Origin of the sequence: Streptomyces sp. NPDC008125 (assembly GCF_042957125.1) — a bacterium.
Classification (GTDB): Bacteria; Actinomycetota; Actinomycetes; order Streptomycetales; family Streptomycetaceae; genus Streptomyces.
Window position 1 is genome coordinate 63,494 of the sequence record NZ_JBIBHR010000024.1, and the last position, 18,839, is coordinate 82,332.

15 protein-coding genes are annotated in these 18,839 nt (G+C 72.8%); 10 read left to right on the forward strand and 5 right to left on the reverse strand.

The genetic code is table 11. From position 1 onward, the window contains the following. Window positions 1–105 precede the first annotated feature (105 nt). The 8 genes from ACFZAX_RS31120 to hydA all read left to right on the forward strand — a co-directional run bounded on the left by ACFZAX_RS31120 (window position 106) and on the right by hydA (window position 9,334). Window positions 106–537 (forward strand): DoxX family membrane protein, encoded by a 432-nt coding sequence (locus tag ACFZAX_RS31120; protein ID WP_390965652.1) that lies wholly within the window; start codon window positions 106–108, stop codon window positions 535–537. A 213-nt stretch (window positions 538–750) separates the two neighbouring features. After that, window positions 751–2,562 (forward strand): gamma-glutamyltransferase, encoded by a 1,812-nt coding sequence (gene ggt / locus ACFZAX_RS31125; RefSeq protein WP_390965653.1) that lies wholly within the window; start codon window positions 751–753, stop codon window positions 2,560–2,562. A 454-nt stretch (window positions 2,563–3,016) separates the two neighbouring features. Next, entirely contained in the window at window positions 3,017–3,376 is a 360-nt protein-coding gene (locus ACFZAX_RS31130) for a helix-turn-helix domain-containing protein (protein ID WP_390965654.1), read from the forward strand. A gap of 45 nt (window positions 3,377–3,421) precedes the next feature. Further along, window positions 3,422–3,802, forward strand: coding sequence for a PPOX class F420-dependent oxidoreductase (locus ACFZAX_RS31135; RefSeq protein WP_390965655.1), 381 nt, complete (start codon window positions 3,422–3,424; stop codon window positions 3,800–3,802). Window positions 3,803–3,957: 155 nt separating this feature from the next. Continuing rightward, entirely contained in the window at window positions 3,958–5,457 is a 1,500-nt protein-coding gene (locus ACFZAX_RS31140) for a hypothetical protein (protein WP_390965656.1), read from the forward strand. Window positions 5,458–5,677: 220 nt separating this feature from the next. Further along, window positions 5,678–6,520, forward strand: coding sequence for a nitrilase-related carbon-nitrogen hydrolase (locus ACFZAX_RS31145; protein WP_390965657.1), 843 nt, complete (start codon window positions 5,678–5,680; stop codon window positions 6,518–6,520). Next, complete coding sequence (locus ACFZAX_RS31150; protein ID WP_390965658.1) at window positions 6,517–7,800, forward strand: aminotransferase class III-fold pyridoxal phosphate-dependent enzyme; 1,284 nt, start codon at window positions 6,517–6,519, stop codon at window positions 7,798–7,800. The genes ACFZAX_RS31145 and ACFZAX_RS31150 overlap by 4 nt, the downstream gene beginning before the upstream one ends. A gap of 136 nt (window positions 7,801–7,936) precedes the next feature. Further along, on the forward strand, window positions 7,937–9,334 hold the full coding sequence (gene hydA / locus ACFZAX_RS31155) for a dihydropyrimidinase (RefSeq protein WP_390965659.1): 1,398 nt from the start codon (window positions 7,937–7,939) through the stop codon (window positions 9,332–9,334). A 73-nt stretch (window positions 9,335–9,407) separates the two neighbouring features. Here hydA and ACFZAX_RS31160 read toward each other — a convergent pair whose 3' ends face one another. The 5 genes from ACFZAX_RS31160 to ACFZAX_RS31180 all read right to left on the reverse strand — a co-directional run bounded on the left by ACFZAX_RS31160 (window position 9,408) and on the right by ACFZAX_RS31180 (window position 15,705). Continuing rightward, the gene (locus ACFZAX_RS31160; RefSeq protein WP_390965660.1) at window positions 9,408–11,474 is read right to left on the reverse strand and encodes a Fe(3+)-hydroxamate ABC transporter permease FhuB; all 2,067 of its coding nucleotides are present in this window, start codon (window positions 11,472–11,474) and stop codon (window positions 9,408–9,410) included. 6 nt (window positions 11,475–11,480) lie between these two features. After that, window positions 11,481–12,467, reverse strand: a complete 987-nt coding sequence (locus ACFZAX_RS31165; RefSeq protein ID WP_390965661.1) for an ABC transporter substrate-binding protein — start codon at window positions 12,465–12,467, stop codon at window positions 11,481–11,483. Continuing rightward, on the reverse strand, window positions 12,464–13,363 hold the full coding sequence (locus ACFZAX_RS31170) for an ATP-binding cassette domain-containing protein (RefSeq protein WP_390965662.1): 900 nt from the start codon (window positions 13,361–13,363) through the stop codon (window positions 12,464–12,466). Before ACFZAX_RS31170 ends, ACFZAX_RS31165 begins: the two co-directional genes overlap by 4 nt. A gap of 264 nt (window positions 13,364–13,627) precedes the next feature. Beyond that, entirely contained in the window at window positions 13,628–14,470 is an 843-nt protein-coding gene (gene nadE / locus ACFZAX_RS31175) for an ammonia-dependent NAD(+) synthetase (RefSeq protein WP_390965663.1), read from the reverse strand. Window positions 14,471–14,715: 245 nt separating this feature from the next. Then, window positions 14,716–15,705, reverse strand: coding sequence for a helix-turn-helix domain-containing protein (locus ACFZAX_RS31180; protein WP_390965664.1), 990 nt, complete (start codon window positions 15,703–15,705; stop codon window positions 14,716–14,718). Window positions 15,706–16,123: 418 nt separating this feature from the next. On the opposite strand from ACFZAX_RS31180, the gene ACFZAX_RS31185 reads away from it, so the two are divergent. Both ACFZAX_RS31185 and ACFZAX_RS31190 read left to right on the forward strand, forming a co-directional pair. Then, a complete protein-coding gene (locus ACFZAX_RS31185; protein ID WP_390965666.1) occupies window positions 16,124–17,452 on the forward strand; it encodes a hypothetical protein in 1,329 nt (442 codons plus the stop codon). A 371-nt stretch (window positions 17,453–17,823) separates the two neighbouring features. After that, the gene (locus tag ACFZAX_RS31190; RefSeq protein WP_390965667.1) at window positions 17,824–18,825 is read left to right on the forward strand and encodes a TIGR03842 family LLM class F420-dependent oxidoreductase; all 1,002 of its coding nucleotides are present in this window, start codon (window positions 17,824–17,826) and stop codon (window positions 18,823–18,825) included. The last annotated feature ends 14 nt before the right edge of the window (window positions 18,826–18,839 follow it).

Genomic DNA, 18,839 nt, shown 5'->3' on the forward strand with positions numbered 1-18,839 from the left:
CCCTTCCACCCGCGTCGGACGTGTGGTGCCGGACCCCCACCCGACCGCCCCTCCCTTTCCGGACGGACACCCCCGGTCCGGGACCACACGAGAGTGAGGAAACCGATGGGTCTGCTCGACAAGAACCGTGACGGTGTGCTCGGACTGTTCCGCGTCGTCGTCGGGTTGCTGTTCGCCTGCCACGGGGCTGCGGCTCTGTTCGGCGTGTTCGGAGGCCCCCACGGCGCGTCCCCGCGCCTGTGGGAGTGGCCCGGCTGGTGGGCCGCACTCATTCAGCTGGCCGGAGGTGTCCTGGTGCTGGTGGGCTATGGCACCCGGGCATCGGCGGTGATCTGCTCCGGCTCCATGGCGTACGCCTACTTCAGCGCCCACCAGACATCCGCGCTTCTGCCCATCGAGAACGGCGGCGAGGCGGCCGCGATGTTCTGCTGGGCGTTCCTTCTCATCGCGGCTCTGGGGCCGGGCCGTTGGGCCCTGGAAAAGGCCCTGGCGCGAAGCGACGAGTCACGGGCGGAGGCTCCGCTCACACGCCACTGAGCCACCGTCCCGCGCCCGGCTCCACCGGCCCCTCCGCGCCTCCGGTGGAGCCGGGCGGTCATGTCCCCGGGCTCGGTGGGAAGGCTCGTCGCGTACGTCGTCGGGGGCGGCCGGAGACCGCGGAGGGCACCCGGGGTGCCCGCCCGAGGCGGTCCTGACGATCCGGCCGGGCCGGGGTTAGTCTGCCCGGACGATCGTCAACTGGAGGTACGCATGCGTCGTCCTGTCGGGCGGAACGTATCGGTCCTGGCCGTGCTCGCCGTGGTGGCGTCCGTCGGGGCGGCAGCCCCCGCCGGATCGTCGCCGCGACCCGGCTCACCGCCCAAGACACCGGTGGCCGCCGGGTACGGGGGAGCGGTGGCCAGCGTGGACGCGGACGCCACCGCGGCCGGCATCGAGGTGCTGCGCAAGGGTGGCAACGCGGTGGACGCGGCCGTGGCGACGGCCGCCGCCCTCGGAGTCACCGAACCGTACTCGGCCGGGATCGGAGGCGGCGGGTACTTCGTCCACTACGACGCCAAGTCCCGTACCGTGCAGACCATCGACGGCCGTGAGACGGCGCCCCGCAGCGCCGACTCCTCGCTCTTCCTGGAGGACGGCAAGCCGCTCGCCTTCAACGACGCCGTCACCAGCGGTCTCAGCGTCGGCACCCCCGGCACCCCCGCCACCTGGGACAAGGCGCTCGACGCCTGGGGCACCAAGTCGCTCGGCACCCTGCTGAAGCCCGCCGAGCGCCTGGCCCGCGACGGGTTCGTCGTGGACAGCACCTTCCGCAGCCAGACCGAGGGGAACCAGGAGCGGTTCGCCGACTTCCCGGCCACCGCGAAACTCTTCCTGCCCGGGGGCGAACTCCCCGTGGTGGGTTCGGTGTTCAAGAACCCCGACCTGGCCCGTACGTACGAGAAGCTCGGCCGCGAAGGCGTCGAGGAGCTCTACCGCGGCGACCTGGGAGAGGACATCGTGCGCACCGTGCGGAGGCCTCCCGTCGACCCGGCGTCCGGCCGCGTCGCCCGGGCCGGTGATCTGAACGCCCAGGACCTCAAGGCGTACCGGGCGCTGAAGCAGGCGCCGACCAAGGTGGGCTACCGGGGGCTCGACGTCTACGGCATCGCGCCCTCCTCGTCCGGCGGGACCAGCGTCGGCGAGGCCCTCAACATCCTGGAGTCCACCGACCTCGCCGGGGCGAGCGAGGCGCAGTACCTGCACCGGTTCATCGAGGCGAGCCGGATCGCCTTCGCGGACCGGGGGCGCTGGGTCGGCGACCCCGCGTTCGAGGACGTCCCCACGGCCGGACTGCTCAGTCAGAGGTTCGCCGACTCGCGCGCTTGCCTGATCCGCGACGACACCGTGCTGACCAGCCCGCTGGCCCCCGGCGACCCGAACTCCCCGACGCCCTGCGCGACGGGCGGGACCGTCGCCCCGACGACGTACGAGGGGGAGAACACCACGCACCTGACGGCCGCCGACAAGTGGGGCAACGTCGTCGCCTACACCCTCACCATCGAGTCGACCGGCGGCAGCGGCATCACGGTGCCCGGGCGCGGCTTCCTGCTCAACAACGAGCTGACGGACTTCTCCTTCGCGCCCGCCAACCCGGCCGTGCACGACCCGAACCTGCCCGGTCCGGGCAAGCGCCCGCGCTCGTCGATCTCGCCGACGATCGTCCTCGACCACGGCAAGCCGGTGCTGGCGCTCGGCTCGCCCGGTGGGGCCACCATCATCACCACCGTGCTCCAGACCCTGACCGGCCGGCTCGACCGCGGGCTGCCGCTCGTCGACGCCATCGCCGCGCCCCGCGCCAGCCAGCGCAACGCGGCGGCCACCGAGATCGAACCCGCGCTCTGGGAGAGTCCGTTGAGGGCCCGGCTGGAGTCCCTCGGGCACGTGTTCAAGCTGAACCCGGAGATCGGTGCGGCCACCGGGGTCGAGCGGCTGCCCGACGGGCGGTGGCTGGCGGCGGCCGAGCCCGTACGCCGGGGCGGCGGCTCGGCGATGGTGGTGACGCCGAGCAACGGTCGACGCTGATCGGGGGCCGGTGCCTGTCGACGGCCCGGCGCTGATCGACGCTCTGGTCCACGGCCGGCGCTGATCACAGGCCGGTGCCGACCCACGGCCGGCACCGACCGGCAGCTGCGGCGGGCGGTCCGCGGCAGGTACGGGCCGCCCGCCGCAGCGGTCGGAGCGACGTCAGCATGCGGGGACCCTCGTCGGTGATGGCCACCGTCTGCTGGGCGGCCCGGCTGCCGTCGGTGGTCCGGAGCGCAGGAGAAGGGCGACCCCGCTCCCGCCCCGCGCGGCACCCAGTGCGCCACCACGTCGGTCTCGCGCGGGCTGACACCGATCTGCGCCGCCTCGCGTGCGGCGCTCGGCATCCGGGCCACGATCCGGCCGGCCTCGCGCGTCGCGGCGATGGACGTGTCTGCCAAGAGGCGCACCCTGCCAATTACTATACCGGTCGATCCGGTATTAGAATGACGGCATGGTCCGTACGCCCCTGACACCCGAAGAGCGCCGCCGCGGCGAGCGGCTCGGCGCTCTGCTCCGTGAGGCTCGCGGCGAGCGCAGCATGGTCGCCGTCGCCGCGAGTGCCGGCCTCTCCGCCGAAACCCTCCGCAAGATCGAGACCGGCCGCGCCCCGACACCCGCCTTCTTCACGGTGGCGGCCATCGCGGCCGCCCTCGGGCTCACGCTGGACGAGATCCTCGCGGGCTGCGCCGAAGAGGCCGACGCCGAAGACACCGGTGCGGTGGAGCCCGGTGCGGTGGAGTCCGGTGCGGTGGAGAGGGGTGGGCGGGCGTCGGCCGTGCCGGCCGGTGAGCTGCTGCCGCTCGGAGCCTGACGGGCGGCGCTCGGGCTCACGGGTGGCAGCGCTTAGGGTCGGGGTGTGACTCTCCAGGACTTCGCCCGCAGCGAGTACGTCAGCCTGACCACCTACCGCAAGGACGGCACCCCCGTCGCCACCCCCGTATGGGCCGCGGCCGACGGTGCAACGCTCTACGTCTGGACCCGCTCGGACTCGTGGAAGGTGAAGCGGCTGCGCCGTACCTCCCGGGTCCGCGTCACGGTCTGCGACGTCAAGGGCCGGATCGCCGAAGGTGCCCCCAGCGCGGAGGGGACCGCCCGGCTCGTCGAGGGGGCTGGCATGGCGACCGTACGCAAGGCGCTGTCCCGCAAGTACACCTGGAAGTTCTGGCTGGTCGACCGGCCGGCCATGGTCGTGCGGCTCGGAAAGCGGCCCCACACCGGAATCGCCGTGACCTTCTGAGCGGGTGCGCGGCCCCGGGCGTGAACTCGTACAGCCGTGCGGCTCGCGCCCCCGGCGCCTCGTAGTCGAAAAGAGGGCGTAGCCGCGCCGTAACACGTCTGCGGTCGAATGCGAGCTGACTGGAGGGTTCCAGCCGAGGGCCGACGAGGGCGGCGATGACGGTGCATCAGCAAGTGGGCGAAGTGGACGTGTTCGCGCGGTTCCTGGGGGAGCTCGCCGCCCGTCTGGACCCCGGCAGCGGTTGGTACGGGGTCTTCACCCGGCGTGATCCCGCCGGGATGCGGGCCTGCTTCGAGGGGGTCGAGATCCCGCCCTGGGACGTGGTCGAGTCGCTCCTCCAGGATCTGGCCGCCTCCTACGGCGCGCAACACGCCGAACGGGAGTCCGTGCGTGCCGCCTCGCTCTACGCGGCTTCGGCGGCGGCCCACGACCGGCGCCCGGGCGGGCGCCAAGAGCTGCACCAGCGGCTGGAGTTGATGGCCCGCGAGCAGGAGGAGGCGGCCCGGCGGGTGCGCGCCGCAGAGGCGGGCGGTGCCCAGCCCGACCGGCAGGCGCTCGCCTGGGCCCAGGACGACCACCGGCGCGCCTCCGCGCGGTGCGCCGAACTCCGCAGCCGCCTCGGCGCGATCACCGCCCCGCGCAACTGGTTCCGGGAGGAGGCGGGCCCGTACGAGGGAGCCGCACGGTCCGACGGATCTTCCCCACCGGCCGGAGTTTCCGGACCCGCCTTACGGGATCGGGGTGTGCCGAACGCCCCTACACCGCAGGCCGGTTCGCCACTCGCCGTTCCCGCGCCGCGTCACCCCGAACGGCCAAGTCCCGGACCGCGTCACCCCGCACCGCCAAGTCCCGCGCCGCGTCACCCAGCACCGCCAAGTCCCGCACCGCGTAACCCCGCGGCTCCCGAGCCCGCCGCCCCCGCGCCGAAGACCGTGCGCGGCAGGCCGAGGGGTGCCCGGTTCGCCGGCCTGGAGGCCGGCGACGGGCCCGCGCCCTCGGTGCTCCCACTGCTACCCTCCGCCGCGCCGTCCGCCCCGAAGCCGCGGGGGGCCCGTTTCGGCGGCGCGGCCCGCGAGGCGGGGGAGAGTGCCGAGACGCCGGGGCCGGCCCCGGCCGTGGATACGGCGGCGGTGCGGGCGGCGGCCGACGTGGTCGCGCTGCTCCTGGCGATGCGCGCGGAGGGGCGTACGGGAGAGGCGTACGCCGTGCTCTGCGAGGCGGCCGCCTGGCCGGCCGGGCGGCTGCCGGTACTCGCCGTGGCGCTCGGGCTCGCCGGCCTCGACGCCGACTGGGCCACCCTGTTGTGGGAGGTGTCCTCGCTGCCGCCCGCCGGGCTGGCCGCGGCGGTCGGTGCCCTCGCCGGGGCCGGGCGCGACGAGGACTGCGGGTACCTTCTGCGGCAGGGCGCCTCCCGGACGGCCGAGGAGATCGCCGACGCGGCGGTCGCGCTGGACCTGGCGGGCCGCGAGGCCGAGGCGGAGGAGCTGCTGGGCGCGTTCGTCCGCGTCAGGTCCCCGCACGAGGCCGCACGGATCGCCGGGGCGGGGCCGGTCCATCTCGTGCCGCAACTGCTCGCGGCGGCCCGCAAAGTGTCGACGGCCCGGGAGTGGGACCTGGTGCACGCCCTGCGGGTCGCGGGCGTCCCCGATGTCTGACGGGCCGTCACGCATGAGCCCTACGGGCCCGTACGGGCTGCATCCGGCGTGTCCCGGCGGGGTTGCGCACCCCTCGGGCGCGAAACGTGATCGACTCGGCCGGTTCACGGCGACGGTCTTGCCCCGCCGTGGGGAGGGGCTTACGTTCTCCTCCTACCTTCCGTGTCCACCCGCGTAGAAAACGCGTAGAGGCTCTGACGTCGCGTCGAAGGAGCAGCTCATGTCCCACGTCGTTCGCGCCGCACTCGTCCAGGCGACCTGGACGGGCGACACCGAATCCATGATCGCCAAACATGAGGAGCACGCGCGCGAGGCCGCCCGGCAGGGGGCGAAGATCATCGGGTTCCAGGAGGTGTTCAACGCCCCGTACTTCTGCCAGGTGCAGGAGCCCGAGCACTACCGCTGGGCCGAACCCGTGCCGGACGGTCCCACGGTCTCCCGGATGCAGGACCTGGCCCGCGAGACCGGCATGGTCGTCGTGGTGCCCGTCTTCGAGATCGAGCAGTCGGGCTTCTACTACAACACCGCCGCGGTGATCGACGCCGACGGCTCGTACCTCGGCAAGTACCGCAAGCACCACATTCCGCAGGTCAAGGGGTTCTGGGAGAAGTACTACTTCAAGCCCGGGAACGCCGGCTGGCCCGTCTTCGACACGGCGGTCGGCAAGGTGGGCGTCTACATCTGCTACGACCGGCACTTCCCCGAGGGATGGCGCCAGCTCGGACTCAACGGAGCGCAGCTGGTCTACAACCCGTCCGCCACCTCGCGCGGACTCTCCAGCTACCTCTGGCAGTTGGAGCAGCCCGCCTCGGCCGTCGCCAACGAGTACTTCATCGCCGCGATCAACCGGGTCGGCCGGGAGGAGTACGGCGACAACGACTTCTACGGCACGAGTTACTTCGTCGACCCCCGCGGCCGGTTCGTCGGCGAGGTCGCCAGCGACAAGGAGGAGGAACTCCTCGTCAGGGACCTGGACTTCGACCTGATCGAGGAGGTTCGCAACCAGTGGGCCTTCTACCGCGACCGCCGACCGGACGCCTACGACGGACTGGTGGAGCCGTGACGGCCCTCCACGCGCGCCACCGCGCCGTCAGCCCCGACTGGCTCACCCTCTACTACGAGCGGCCCCTGGAGATCACCCACGGCGAGGGGCGCCACGTCTGGGACGCGGACGGCAACCGCTACCTGGACTTCTTCGGCGGCATCCTCACCACGATGACCGCGCACGCGCTCCCCGAGGTGACGAAGGCGATCAGCGAGCAGGCCGGACGGATCGTCCACTCGTCCACCCTCTACCTCAACCGCCCGCTGGTGGACCTGGCCGAGCGCGTCGCGACCCTCTCCGGCATCCCCGACGCGCGCGTCTTCTTCACCACCTCCGGCACCGAGGCCAACGACACGGCCCTGCTGCTCGCCACCACGTTCCGGGGGTCCAACCAGATCCTCGCGATGCGCAACAGCTACCACGGCAGATCGTTCTCGACGGTCTCCGTCACCGGCAACCGGGGCTGGTCGCCCACCAGTCTCTCCCCGCTGCAGACGCTGTACGTGCACGGCGGGGTGCGTACCCGGGGGCCGTACGCGGAGCTGACCGACGCCGAGTTCACCGCCGCGTGCGTGCGCGACCTGGAGGACCTGCTCGGGCACACCCGCGGGCCCGCCGCGCTCATCGCCGAGCCGGTCCAGGGGGTCGGCGGCTTCACCTCGCCGCCGGACGGTCTCTACGCCGCCTTCCGCGACGTGCTCGACCGGCACGGCGTGCTGTGGATCTCCGACGAGGTGCAGACCGGCTGGGGCCGCACCGGCGACCACTTCTGGGGCTGGCAGGCGCACGCGGAGAACGGGCCGCCGGACATCCTCACCTTCGCCAAGGGCATCGGCAACGGCATGTCCGTCGGCGGAGTGGTGGCCCGCGCCGAGGTGATGAACTGCCTGGACGCCAACTCCATCTCGACGTTCGGCGGTTCACCCGTCACCATGGCGGCCGGTCTGGCCAACCTCACGTACCTCCTCGACCACGACCTCCAGGGCAACGCCCGCCGGGTCGGCGGACTGCTCATCGAACGCCTGCGGGCCCTCGCCGCCCGCGTGCCCTCGGTACGCGAGGTGCGCGGACGCGGTCTCATGATCGGGATCGAGCTGGCCGAGCCGGGCACCGACCGGGCGAACCCGGAGGCCGCGGCGGCCGTCCTCGAAGCGGCGCGCGAAGGCGGGCTGCTCATCGGCAAGGGCGGCGGGCACGACACCAGTGTGCTGCGGATCGCCCCGCCGCTCTCCCTCTCGGTCGCCGAGGCGGAGGAGGGCGCGTCGATCCTGGGCGAGGCCCTGCGCGCGGCCGGCTGACCGGACGGCGGCGGGCCGGGAGACGACCCGCCGCCCCTGCGGAGGCCACGGGGTTCTCGCCGCTTCCCTTCTTCACCACGCACCGGGTCCCGTCCCCGTGGGTCCGGTCCCTTCCCGGCACAGCGAGGAGAGGCATATGAGCCGCACCGTGATCCACGGCGGTCTGGTCGTCACCGCGTCCGACGAGATCCACGCCGACGTGCTGATCGAGGGGGGCCGGGTCGTCGCGCTCGCCGCCCACGGCAGCGACACGGCCGAGGGCTGGACCGGACGGAGGATCGACGCCACCGGGAAGTACGTCATTCCGGGCGGGGTGGACGCCCACACCCACATGGAGATGCCGTTCGGCGGTACGTACGCCTCCGACACCTTCGAGACCGGGACCCTGGCCGCGGCCTGGGGCGGCACCACGACCATCGTGGACTTCGCCATCCAGTCCAAGGGCGGGTCCCTCGGAGCCGGACTCGACGCCTGGCACGAGAAGGCCGGAGGGAAGTGCGCGATCGACTACGGCTTCCACATGATCATGTCCGACGTGAACGCCTCCTCGCTCAAGGAGATGGACCAGCTCGTCTCGGCCGGCGTCACCTCGTTCAAGCTCTTCACCGCCTACCCGGGGGTCTTCTACTCCGACGACGGCCAGATCCTCCGGGCCATGCAGCGCGCGGGCTCCAACGGCGGACTGGTGATGGCCCACGCCGAGAACGGCCTCGCCATCGACGTCCTGGTCGAACAGGCGCTCGCCCGAGGGGAACGGGACCCCCGCCACCACGGCGAGGTCCGCAAAGCGCTGCTCGAAGCGGAGGCCACCCACCGGGTGATCAAGCTCAGCCAGGTGGCCGGGGCACCCCTCTACGTCGTCCACGTATCCGCGCAGGAGGCTCTCGCCGAGATCGCGCGCGCCCGGGACGAGGGCCACCCGGTGTTCGGCGAGACCTGTCCGCAGTACCTCTTCCTGTCGACGGACAACCTCGCCGAACCCGGCTTCGAAGGCGCCAAGTACGTCTGCTCCACCCCGCTGCGGCCGAAGGAGCACCAGGCGGCGCTCTGGCGCGGGCTGCGGACCAACGACCTCCAGGTCGTCTCCACCGATCACTGCCCGTTCTGCTTCAAGGGGCAGAAGGAGCTGGGGCGCGACGACTTCTCCAAGATCCCCAACGGCATGCCCGGTGTCGAGAACCGGATGGACCTGCTCCACCAGGCCGTCGTCGACGGCCACATCGGCCTCCGCCGCTGGATCGAGATCGCCTGCGCCACCCCCGCCCGGATGTTCGGGCTGTACCCGAAGAAGGGCACCATCGCCCCCGGCTCCGACGCCGACATCGTCATCTACGACCCGCACGCCGAGCAGACGGTCTCGGCCGCGACCCACCACATGAACGTCGACTACTCGGCGTACGAGGGCAAGCGCCTGACGGGCCGGGTGGAGACCGTGATCTCGCGCGGCGTTCCGGTGATCGACGACCGCTCGTACGTCGGACACGCCGGCCACGGCACCTATCTGCCGCGCGGGATCTGCCAGTTCGCCCACTGAGAGCGGCCCGCACGCACGAGCGCCCCGCCCGGACGCGGTGTCCGGAGCGGGGCGTTCGACGTACGTACGCGGCTCAGCGGCGCGTACGTACCAGCAGGTAGAGGAAGTAGGGGGCGCCGATGACGGCCGTCATCAGTCCCGCGCCCAGCTGCGCCGGGGCGATCACCGTACGGCCGGCCATGTCCGCGAGACAGACCAGGACCGCGCCGAGCAGCACCGAGACCGGGACGACCCGTGCGTGCCGCCGGCCGACCAGCGCGCGCGCCGCGTGCGGGGCGACCAGGCCGACGAAGCCGATGAGACCCGCCGCCGCGACCGCGCTCGCCGCCAGCAGCACCGACATCACGAGGAAACCGAGGCGTGCCCGGGTGAGGTGCAGCCCGAGCAGCCTCGGGGTGTTCTCGTCCAGCGCGACGAGATCCAGCTCCCGGCGGCGTACCACCGACCACACCAGACCCACCGTGAGCACCACCGCGACCGGCAGCACGTCGGGCCAGTTCCGGCCGTAGGTGGAGCCGGACAGCCAGGTCAGGGCCCGCGTCGTGTCGAACGGGTCGCTGAGCACGATGACCAGGCTGATCAGCGCGGTGGTGGTAGCGAACACCCCCATCCCGAGCAGGACCAGCCGGTTCTGCCCGAAACCGCCGCGCGCCGCCAGCCCGAAGACCAGCCCCGAGGCGACCGCCGCCCCGGCGAACGCCGCTCCGGCGATCAGCCAGGAACTCGCGGCGGTCACGGTGGTGACGATCAGTACCGCACCGAGGCCCGCCCCGCCGGTGACACCGAGGATGCCCGGCTCGGCGAGCGGGTTGCGGGTCACCGCCTGCACCTGGGTGCCGGACAGGGCCAGCGCCGCACCCGCGAGGAGGGCTGCCACCACACGGGGAACCCGGGTGTCGAGCACGTACGTGACGACCCGTCCGGACTTGCCCTGCGCCCAGTTCACGACGTCCCCGAGCAGCAGCTTCGCGTCGCCGACGAGCACCGCCACGACGACCACGCCGACCAGCACGACGACGAGCGCGACCACGGTGACCAGGTACGCCGTCCGGCCGGGTATCCGCAGCCGGTCCGGTGCCTCGGCCGAGGCGGTGTCCCGGGTACGGAGCGCCATCACGACCAGGAAGACCCCGCCGACCACCGTCGTGACGACGCCCGTGGGCACCTCCACGGCGAGATCGGCGGGCACGAGAGCCCGCAGCAGCACGTCCGCGCCGAGGATGAGCGCGGCGCCCATCAGCCCGGCGACGGGCATCTGGACACGGAACCGCAGGAGCCCGCGGAACCGGCGGGCGAGCGGGCGCACCAGAGCGGGGGCGCAGAGGCCGACGAACCCGATCGGGCCGGCGAGCGTGACGGCCGCCGCGGAGAGCAGCGTGGCGAGCACGACGGCGGTGATACGGGTGCCCCGCACCGGCACGCCCAGCCCCCGCGCGGCGTCGTCGCCCAGGCCGAGCGCGTCGACCCGGCGCGCGACGAGCAGCAGCCCGACGAGCCCCACCACGACGAAGGGGATCATTTGCTGGACGCCGTCGAACCCGTTCTGGCCGATGCCGCCCTGCCCCCACCGGTAGAGACCCTCGGTCCGCTGCGGGAAGAGCAGCAGCAGAGCCTCGGTCACCGCGTTCAGACCCAGCATCAGCGCACTGCCCGCGAGGACCAGACGCACCGTCCCCTTGCCGAGCCCGGAGAGGCCGAGTACCACGGCCGCGGCGGCGAGGCCGCCGACGAACGCGGCGCCGGAGGAGGCGAGGAACGGCAGCGAGACGCCCGTGACGGCGACCACGCCGAGCGCCAGGTACGAACCGGCGTTCACCGCCAGGGTGTCCGGCGCGGCGAGGACGTTGCGGCTGACGGCCTGGAGGGCGGTACCGGCCGCGCCGAGCGCCAGCCCGACGAGGATGCCGGCGACCATGCGCGGCAGCCGGGACGCGACGACGACGGAGGAGTCCCCGGCGTCGGCCCGGCCGAGAATCGCGTCCCAGACCTGCGACGCGCCGACGTCTGCGGTGCCCTGGGTGATGTCGACGACGGCGAGGACCAGGACGAGCAGGACGAGCCCGGCCGTCACCGCGACCGCGCCCGTCGTGACCGCGGCGGTGCGGTCACGGCCGACCGCGGTGTTGTCGATGACGGCCACGGCGCGCTACTTCTTCGTCAGGGCGTCGACGAGGGAGTCGGCGTACGCCTCCATCGAGCGGGGGCCGCCGAACATCCAGACGCCGTCGGGCAGCCGGTGCACGTTGCCGTCCTTGACGAACGGGAGCGACTTCCAGACCGCGTTCTTCGAGAGGTTGTCGGCGAACGCGTCGCCGTCCACGTCGTTGGCGACGTAGGTGAAGTGGACGTCACCGAGCTTGGTGAGACCCTCGACGTCGGTGGTCGCGAGGCCGTACGCCTTGTCGCCCTCCACCTTCCAGGCGTTCTTCAGGCCGAGCTGCTCGTTGACCGCGCCCAGCAGGGACTTGGCCGTGTAGGCGCGGACGGAGACCTGGTTGGCGTCGACGTAACCGTCGGCGGAGGCGATCGAGGCGCCACCGAGACCGGCGTCCTCCAGGGCCTTCTTGTTCTTGGCGATGTTCGCCTCGAACTCCTTCTTCACCGAGTCCGCCTCGGCGGTCCTGCCGGTGGCCTGGGCTATGAGGTCGAGACCCTCGGTCATCGTGCCGACCTGGTCGGCACCGTCGGCGGAGGTCACCTGGATGACCGGGGCGACCTTGCGCAGCTGCGCCACGACGTCGGGGGAGAGGTCGTCGGTGGCGACCACGAGGTCCGGCGCGAGGGCCGCGACCGTGTCCATGCTCGGCTCGCCACGGGTGCCGATGTCCTTCGGGTTGCCGGTCAGCGGGGCCGCGGTGTCCCATGCGGTGTACCCCTTCACGTCCGCCACTCCCACGGGGGCGACGCCGAGGGCGACCAGGTCCTCGGTCACGTTCCACTCGGTGGTGACGACCTTGGTGGCGGGCCCGTCGAGGGTCACCTTGGTGCCGGTGGCGTCGGTGACGGTGATCTTCTGCGAGGCGGGCTTCGCGGAGGCGGCGGAGTCGTCGGTGGACGGCTCCGAGGTGCCGCAGGCGGTCAGCGAGAGGGCGGCGACGGCGACGGTGGCCGCGGCGATGAGGTGACGCTTCATGAGGAGGTGCTGAGCCTTTCGGATCTGGAGTGGTGGCGGCCCATCGCGCGGGTGCGCAGCCTGCCGGTCGACGGATCGGTGTCGACGTCGATACGGATGCCGTAGACGTCGGACAGCAGTTCCGGAGTGAACACGTCCTCGGGCGTGCCGTCGGCGACGACGCGTCCCGCGTGGAGCAGAGCGACCCGGTCGGCGACGGACGCCGCCTGGTCGAGGTCGTGGAGGACGACACCCACGGCGATGCCGTGGAGGTCGGCGAGATCGCGCATCAGGTCGAGGAGTTCGACCTGGTAGCGGAGGTCGAGGTAGGTGGTCGGCTCGTCCAGGAGCAGGACGCCCGTCTCCTGCGCCAGGCAGCTCGCGAGCCACACGCGCTGGAGCTGCCCGCCGGAGAGCTGTTCGACGCCCCGCCCGGCGAGGTCCTCGACGCCGGTGAGGGCGAGGGCGCGGTCCACCGCGGCGGCGCCGTCCGGGTCCGGACGACCCCAGCGGCCCCGGTGCGGATAGCGGCCGAACTCGACCACGTCCCGCACGCTGAGACCGCCCGGAGTGGACCGGGACTGCGTCAGCAGCGCGACGCACCGCGCGAATTCGCGGGCACCGAGCGCGAAGCCGTCGGTGGCCCCGTCGGTGCCGGCGTCCACGGTGAGCGAGCCGCTGCGCGCGTTCTGGAGCCGGGCGAGAGTACGCAGCAGCGTCGACTTGCCGCTGCCGTTGGGCCCCACCAGCGCGGTCACCTCGGCGGGCCGCAGAGCGAGGCTCGCCGCGTGCACGACGTCCGTACGGCCGTAGGCGACGGTCACCGCCTCCGCGGACAGTCCGTGACCGCGCGTCTGTGGCACGCCGGCCGCCGAAGGGGCGTACGCCGTGCCGGAAATGCTCTCACCAGCTTTCATGCGGCTTAGGTTAGCCTGCCCTTAGATGAGTGGGAACATCACCCCTGGTCACAGAATGGCGTCGATGGGAGCGGTGGCGCCGCAGTGGTGCCTCGCGCGCCGGGTGCGGCCGGTGCGAGGCCGCCGCCCGCCTCCGGGCAGCAGGAAGCCCGGCGGCCGACGCTGCTGCGGTCGGCGGCCGGGCTCCGTTCGGAGTCCGAGAGGCCGGAGAGGCCCTGGGGCTCCGTGAGGTGTGCGGTGTCGTGCGGTCGGTGATCCGACCGGTCAGTTCTTCCACCAGTCGTCGAGCGGGGTGGCCGGAACGGTGCGCTTGTGGCGGGACGCCCGGTAGATCGACTCGAGCCTCGTCGCGACCCCGGGGGTGACCTCTGCCCCTTCCAGGTAGTCGTCGATCTCGGAGTACTTCAGGCCGAGCGCCACCTCGTCCGGCAGCGCGGGGCGGCCGTCCTCCAGGTCTGCCGTCGGCACCTTCTCCCAGGTGCTCTGAGGAGCCCCCAACTCCCGCAGCAGAGCCGCACCCTGACGCTTGGTCAGCCCGGTGAGCGGGGTGAGGTCGACCCCTCCGTCGCCGTACTTGGTGAAGAAACCGGTCACCGCCTCGGCCGCGTGGTCGGTTCCCACGACGAGCAGCCCCAGCTGCCCGGCGAGTGCGTACTGGATCACCATGCGCTCGCGGGCCTTGACGTTGCCGCGGACGAAGTCCCGCAGCTCGGGCTCCCCTTCCGGCAGCTGAGCCAGCGCGACCGCGACCTCGCCGGCCACGGTGTCCGCGCCCGGCTTGACGTTCACCGCGACCGACCGGTCCGGACGGATGAACTCCAGCGCGATCTGCGCGTCGTGCTCGTCCGCCTGCACGCCGTACGGCAGGCGCACCGCGAGGAAGGTGGCCTCGTGCCCCTCGGCCCGCAGCTCCTCGGCCGCGAGCTGGCACAACTTGCCGGTCAGCGTGCTGTCCTGCCCACCGCTGATCCCGAGCACAAAGCCCTTGGCCGGGGTCGACCGCAGGTAGTCCTTGAGGAAGTCGACCCGCTGCCGGATCTCCACCTTCGGTTCCACTGCCGTCCTGACGCCGAGGTCGGCGATAATCTGCTCCCTGAGGGTCACCATTCCCGTACTGTACTGGCCGCTTCGTTACGGGGAGAAGTCGGCACGGTCGCGCCGCACCGCCATCGCGTCCGGTTGTTTCGCAGGTCACAGGGGTGGTGTGCGGCTCGGGCGGCGGTTCGGGGCGCTGTCCGGAGCGAAGACGGGGCGGGACGGGGCAGTCGCAGGGGGCCCGCCGCCGATCCGGCGAGGGCGCCGGCTCTGAAGCGGTACCGCCGGTGGCGGGCACGGGAAGGGGCGGCGCGGCCTCACCGCAGCGCCCCCTCCAGTACCGCGCGCCCCAGCCGGGTCCGGTGGTGGAGCACCCGTACCCCCTGGCGCTGCGAGAGGAGCAGCCCCGCCTCCCGCAGGACGGTGGCGTGCCTGCTGGCGGTCGACGGGGCGAGCCGGAGGGCCGCGGCGAGGTCCATGGTGGTCATCGGGCGGTCCAGTATCCGCAGCAGTTCGGCGCGCGAGGCGCCGATGAGCTGCGCCGCAGGGGCGTCGCCGCCCAGGTGCCGGCGTTCGAGCCAGCCCGGTGCGGGGGAGAGCGGGTGGACGAGGACCGGGGGCAGTTCCTCGTCCACCAGGGTGATCGGCGAGCGGACACAGAAGAAGGCCGGCAGGAGGGTCAACGACCTTCCCAGCAAGGGAAGTTCGCGGTCGCGTGGGTACGGGGCGCGCAGTTCCCGGTCCCGGTAGCGCCAGCCGGGCAACTCGTCGTACCCGATGAGGAGGCCCTCCGCGCCATGGGTGAGGACGGCTTCGGCGCGGGCGGTCCGGTCGGCCGCCGCCTGCTCGCGGATCGCTTCGAGGTAGGGCTCGACGGCCACCCGGTGGTAGGCGCGCAGGGTGGCGGCGAGGTGGTGCAGGGCCCGGGGGCAGCCGTCGGCCAGGGGGCGTACGGCTGCCGGGACGGGCCGGCCGGTGGGCGCGTACAACCGGGTGAGTTCGGCGCGGAGGCGGTGCCGGGGAGTGGAGAGCAGCCGGTCGAGGCCGGCGTCGAGATCGGTGTCCCCGCGACCGGGCGTCAGGAAGTCGGGGAAGTACGAGCGGTCCGGGCAGAGCCGGAACAGGGCGCGGGTCGCGGGGGCGAGCCCGGAGCCCCGCAGCGCTTCGACCACCTCGCGGCGCCAGGCCCCGAACGCGAGGGGGGCCTGGCGGTTCTGGAGCAGATGCAGGCTCAGGGCCGTTTCCCAGAGCGGGTCCACGTCGGGGGCGAGACGCAGGCGGGCCAGCTCCTGGTGCGTGAACTCCACCCGTAGCACGGCGCACCCCCGGCGGTCACGGGCGTGCGGCGGCACCCGCCCGGGCGGAACTCTACGCGCATTGCGGACCTGACGCATGCATGTCAGAAGACGCGGAAGGTAACGGGGATCCGCCCCGGCCGCAAGGGTGCGAGGGCCTTCTTCGACCAGGAACGAATGGCTTGCGCGACGCCCCGGGCCGCACCACCGTGGCGGTCACGTGTCATGTCGTCACCCGGCCGTCGGCCCGGTGCGCCCGGGGCCCGCCAAGGCGCCTTCCCGGGTCCCGGCCGACGGTCCGGCCGCCGACGTCCGCGTCCGTCCCCCGGAACCGCCGGCACCACCGGCCCGCCTTTTTTGGTACCACCCTCCCGGGCGTACCCACCGCCCGCGAGTCCTTCCCCGCCCCCCACCGAGAAGGAGGCGCACCGTGCGCCGTGACCCGAGACCCCGCCCCGCCGCCCTGCCCGTGTCCGTACGCCGCGCACCGGGACCCCGCCGCGTCGCGTCCCTCGTCCGCCGAGGACCGGCCGCCGTCGTGTCCCTGCTGGCCGTCGCCGCTCTCTCACTCGCCGCCGGACCCGCCGCCGCCCGCGACGCCGCCCCCGGGGACGCCCCGCTCGGCAGCGTCAGCTGGCGGGCGGACCTCTCCGCCCCCACCGGGGACGAGACCAACGTCAGCCGCGCCGACGGCACCCTGCGCCTGCGCGACCGGAACGTACGGCCCGCCTCCGCGCGCACCCCGCGCGGCCAGGGCGCGGTCCTCCTCCCCGTACGCCGGCTCGACCGCGCCGTCGACCGGATCACCCCGGACGCCGACGTCACCCTCCCCGCCGGATCGCAGGTGGTGGTCGACGTGCGCGGGCAGGACGGTCTCGGCCGATGGACCGAATGGCGCGAGGCGAGCGAGGACGCCCCCGCCGTGCTGCCCCGGGCCGTCACCCGGGTGCAGACCAGGATCGTGCTGACCGCCGCCCCCGACGGTGCCGTGCCGAGCGTTCGCGCCCTGTCCCTGAGCGCCGAACTCGACCCCGACGCGCCCCGGTCCGTCACGGCGGCCGCCTCCGTCACGTCCACCGTGTACGCGACCCGTGAGGGGCTGGTGGGCGGCACCACCGCCAACGGGCACGTGATCGTCGCCAGTGACCACTTCGTGGCCCTGCCGTCCCGGCGCGGGCTCTCCCCCAAGGGCAGCGCCCAGTACTCGGTCAAGGTCTGCGGCCCCGCGCGCTGCGAGACGGCCCCCGTGTGGGACGTGGGCCCGTGGAACACCAAGGACGACTACTGGAACCCCTCCTCCACCCGTGAGTCCTTCAAGGATCTGCCGCAGGGCAAGCCCGAGGCGCAGGCCGCCTACCTGGAGGGGTACAACGGCGGCCTGGACGGGTCCGGCCGCAAGGTGCTGAACCCGGCCGGCATCGACCTCGCCGACGGCACCTTCTACAACATCGGCCTGAACAACAACGGCTATGTCACCGTCGAATACCTCTGGACCGGCGCCGGGGCCACGACCAAGTCCTTCCCGACCTGGGGTACCGACGTCAACATCCGCCAGCAGGCCACCAGCTCCTCCACCCGGGTCGCCCAGCTCGCCGGACCCACGACCGTACGGGTCCAGTGCCAGGTGCACGGCCAGCTCGTCCAGTCCGGCGGTTACAGCAACGACGCGTGGTCCTACCTGCCCGACTACGGCGGCTACATCTCCAACATCTACATCGACAACGCCGCCTCCTGGCTCCCCGGCGTCCCGAACTGCTGAGTGCGCGCGGGCGGTGCGGCCCCGCCGCGCCGCCCGTCCCTCCGGCCCCATCCGGGCGTGCTCCGAGAGTCCCGCCCGGGCGTGCTCCGAGAGTCCCGCCCGTCCGGCGGCGTCCGGCACGCGCCCTTCCCAAGGTGCCGAAAGCGGTCCAGAATCATCGCTCCGCGACTCGCGTCCGAGGCGCCGTCGTACAGGGTTCGGCATGGTCCGATATGGAAGGATTCCGCCGGAGAACGTCACTCGTGGGCGGCGTGCTCGCGGTGCCCCTGTCGGGCGAAGCAGCCTGCAGCGGACGGAAGTTCACCGGCCGGGGTGGCCGCGGCCGTCCGCCCCGCGCGCCACCCTTCGCGCACTGGACCAGGAGCAGCGACATGGACTTCGGACTCGTACTCCAGACCGACCCGCCCGCCTCGTCCGTCGTCGGCCTGATGCGCCGCGCCGAACGCAACGGATTCCGGTACGGCTGGACCTTCGACTCGACGGTGCTCTGGCAGGAGCCCTTCGTCATCTACAGCCGCATTCTCGAACACACCGAGCGGCTGATCGTCGGCCCGATGGTCACCAACCCGGGCACCCGCACCTGGGAGGTCACCGCCTCCACCTTCGCCACCCTGAACGACATGTACGGCAACCGGACCGTCTGCGGCATCGGCCGGGGCGACTCCGCGATGCGGGTCGCGGGCCGCCGGCCCAACACGCTCGCCCGGCTCGGCGAGGCCATCGACGTCATCCGCGACCTCGCCGAGGGGCGCGAGGCGTCCGTCGACGGGCAGCGCATCAGCATCCCGTGGGTGAAGGACGGCCGGCTGCCGGTGTGGATGGCCGCGTACGGGCCCAAGGCGCTGGCGCTCGCCGGGCAGAAGGCCGACGGGTTCATCCTCCAGCTCGCGGACCCGTTCCTCACCGAGTGGATGATCAAGGCGGTGCGGAAGGCCGTGGCGGACGCCGGCCGCGACCCGGACTCCGTCACCGTCTGCGTCGCCGCCCCGGCCTACGTGGGCGACGACCTGGGCCATGCGCGCGAGCAGTGCCGCTGGTTCGGCGGCATGGTCGGCAACCACGTCGCCGACCTGGTCTCCCGGTACGGCGAGCACTCGGACCTGGTACCCGAGGCCCTCACCGCGTACATCGCGGGCCGCTCCGGCTACGACTACAGCCACCACGGCCGCAGCGGCAACCCGGACACCGCCTTCGTCCCGGACGAGATCGTCGACCGGTTCTGCCTCCTCGGCCCCGCCGAGGCGCACATCGAGAAGCTCCGGGCCCTGCGCGCCCTCGGCGTCGACCAGTTCGCCGTCTACAACATGCACGACGCCCGCGAGGCCACCATCGACGCCTACGGATCGACGGTCATCCCCGCCCTCGCCGGCTGACCCCGTCGTTACGG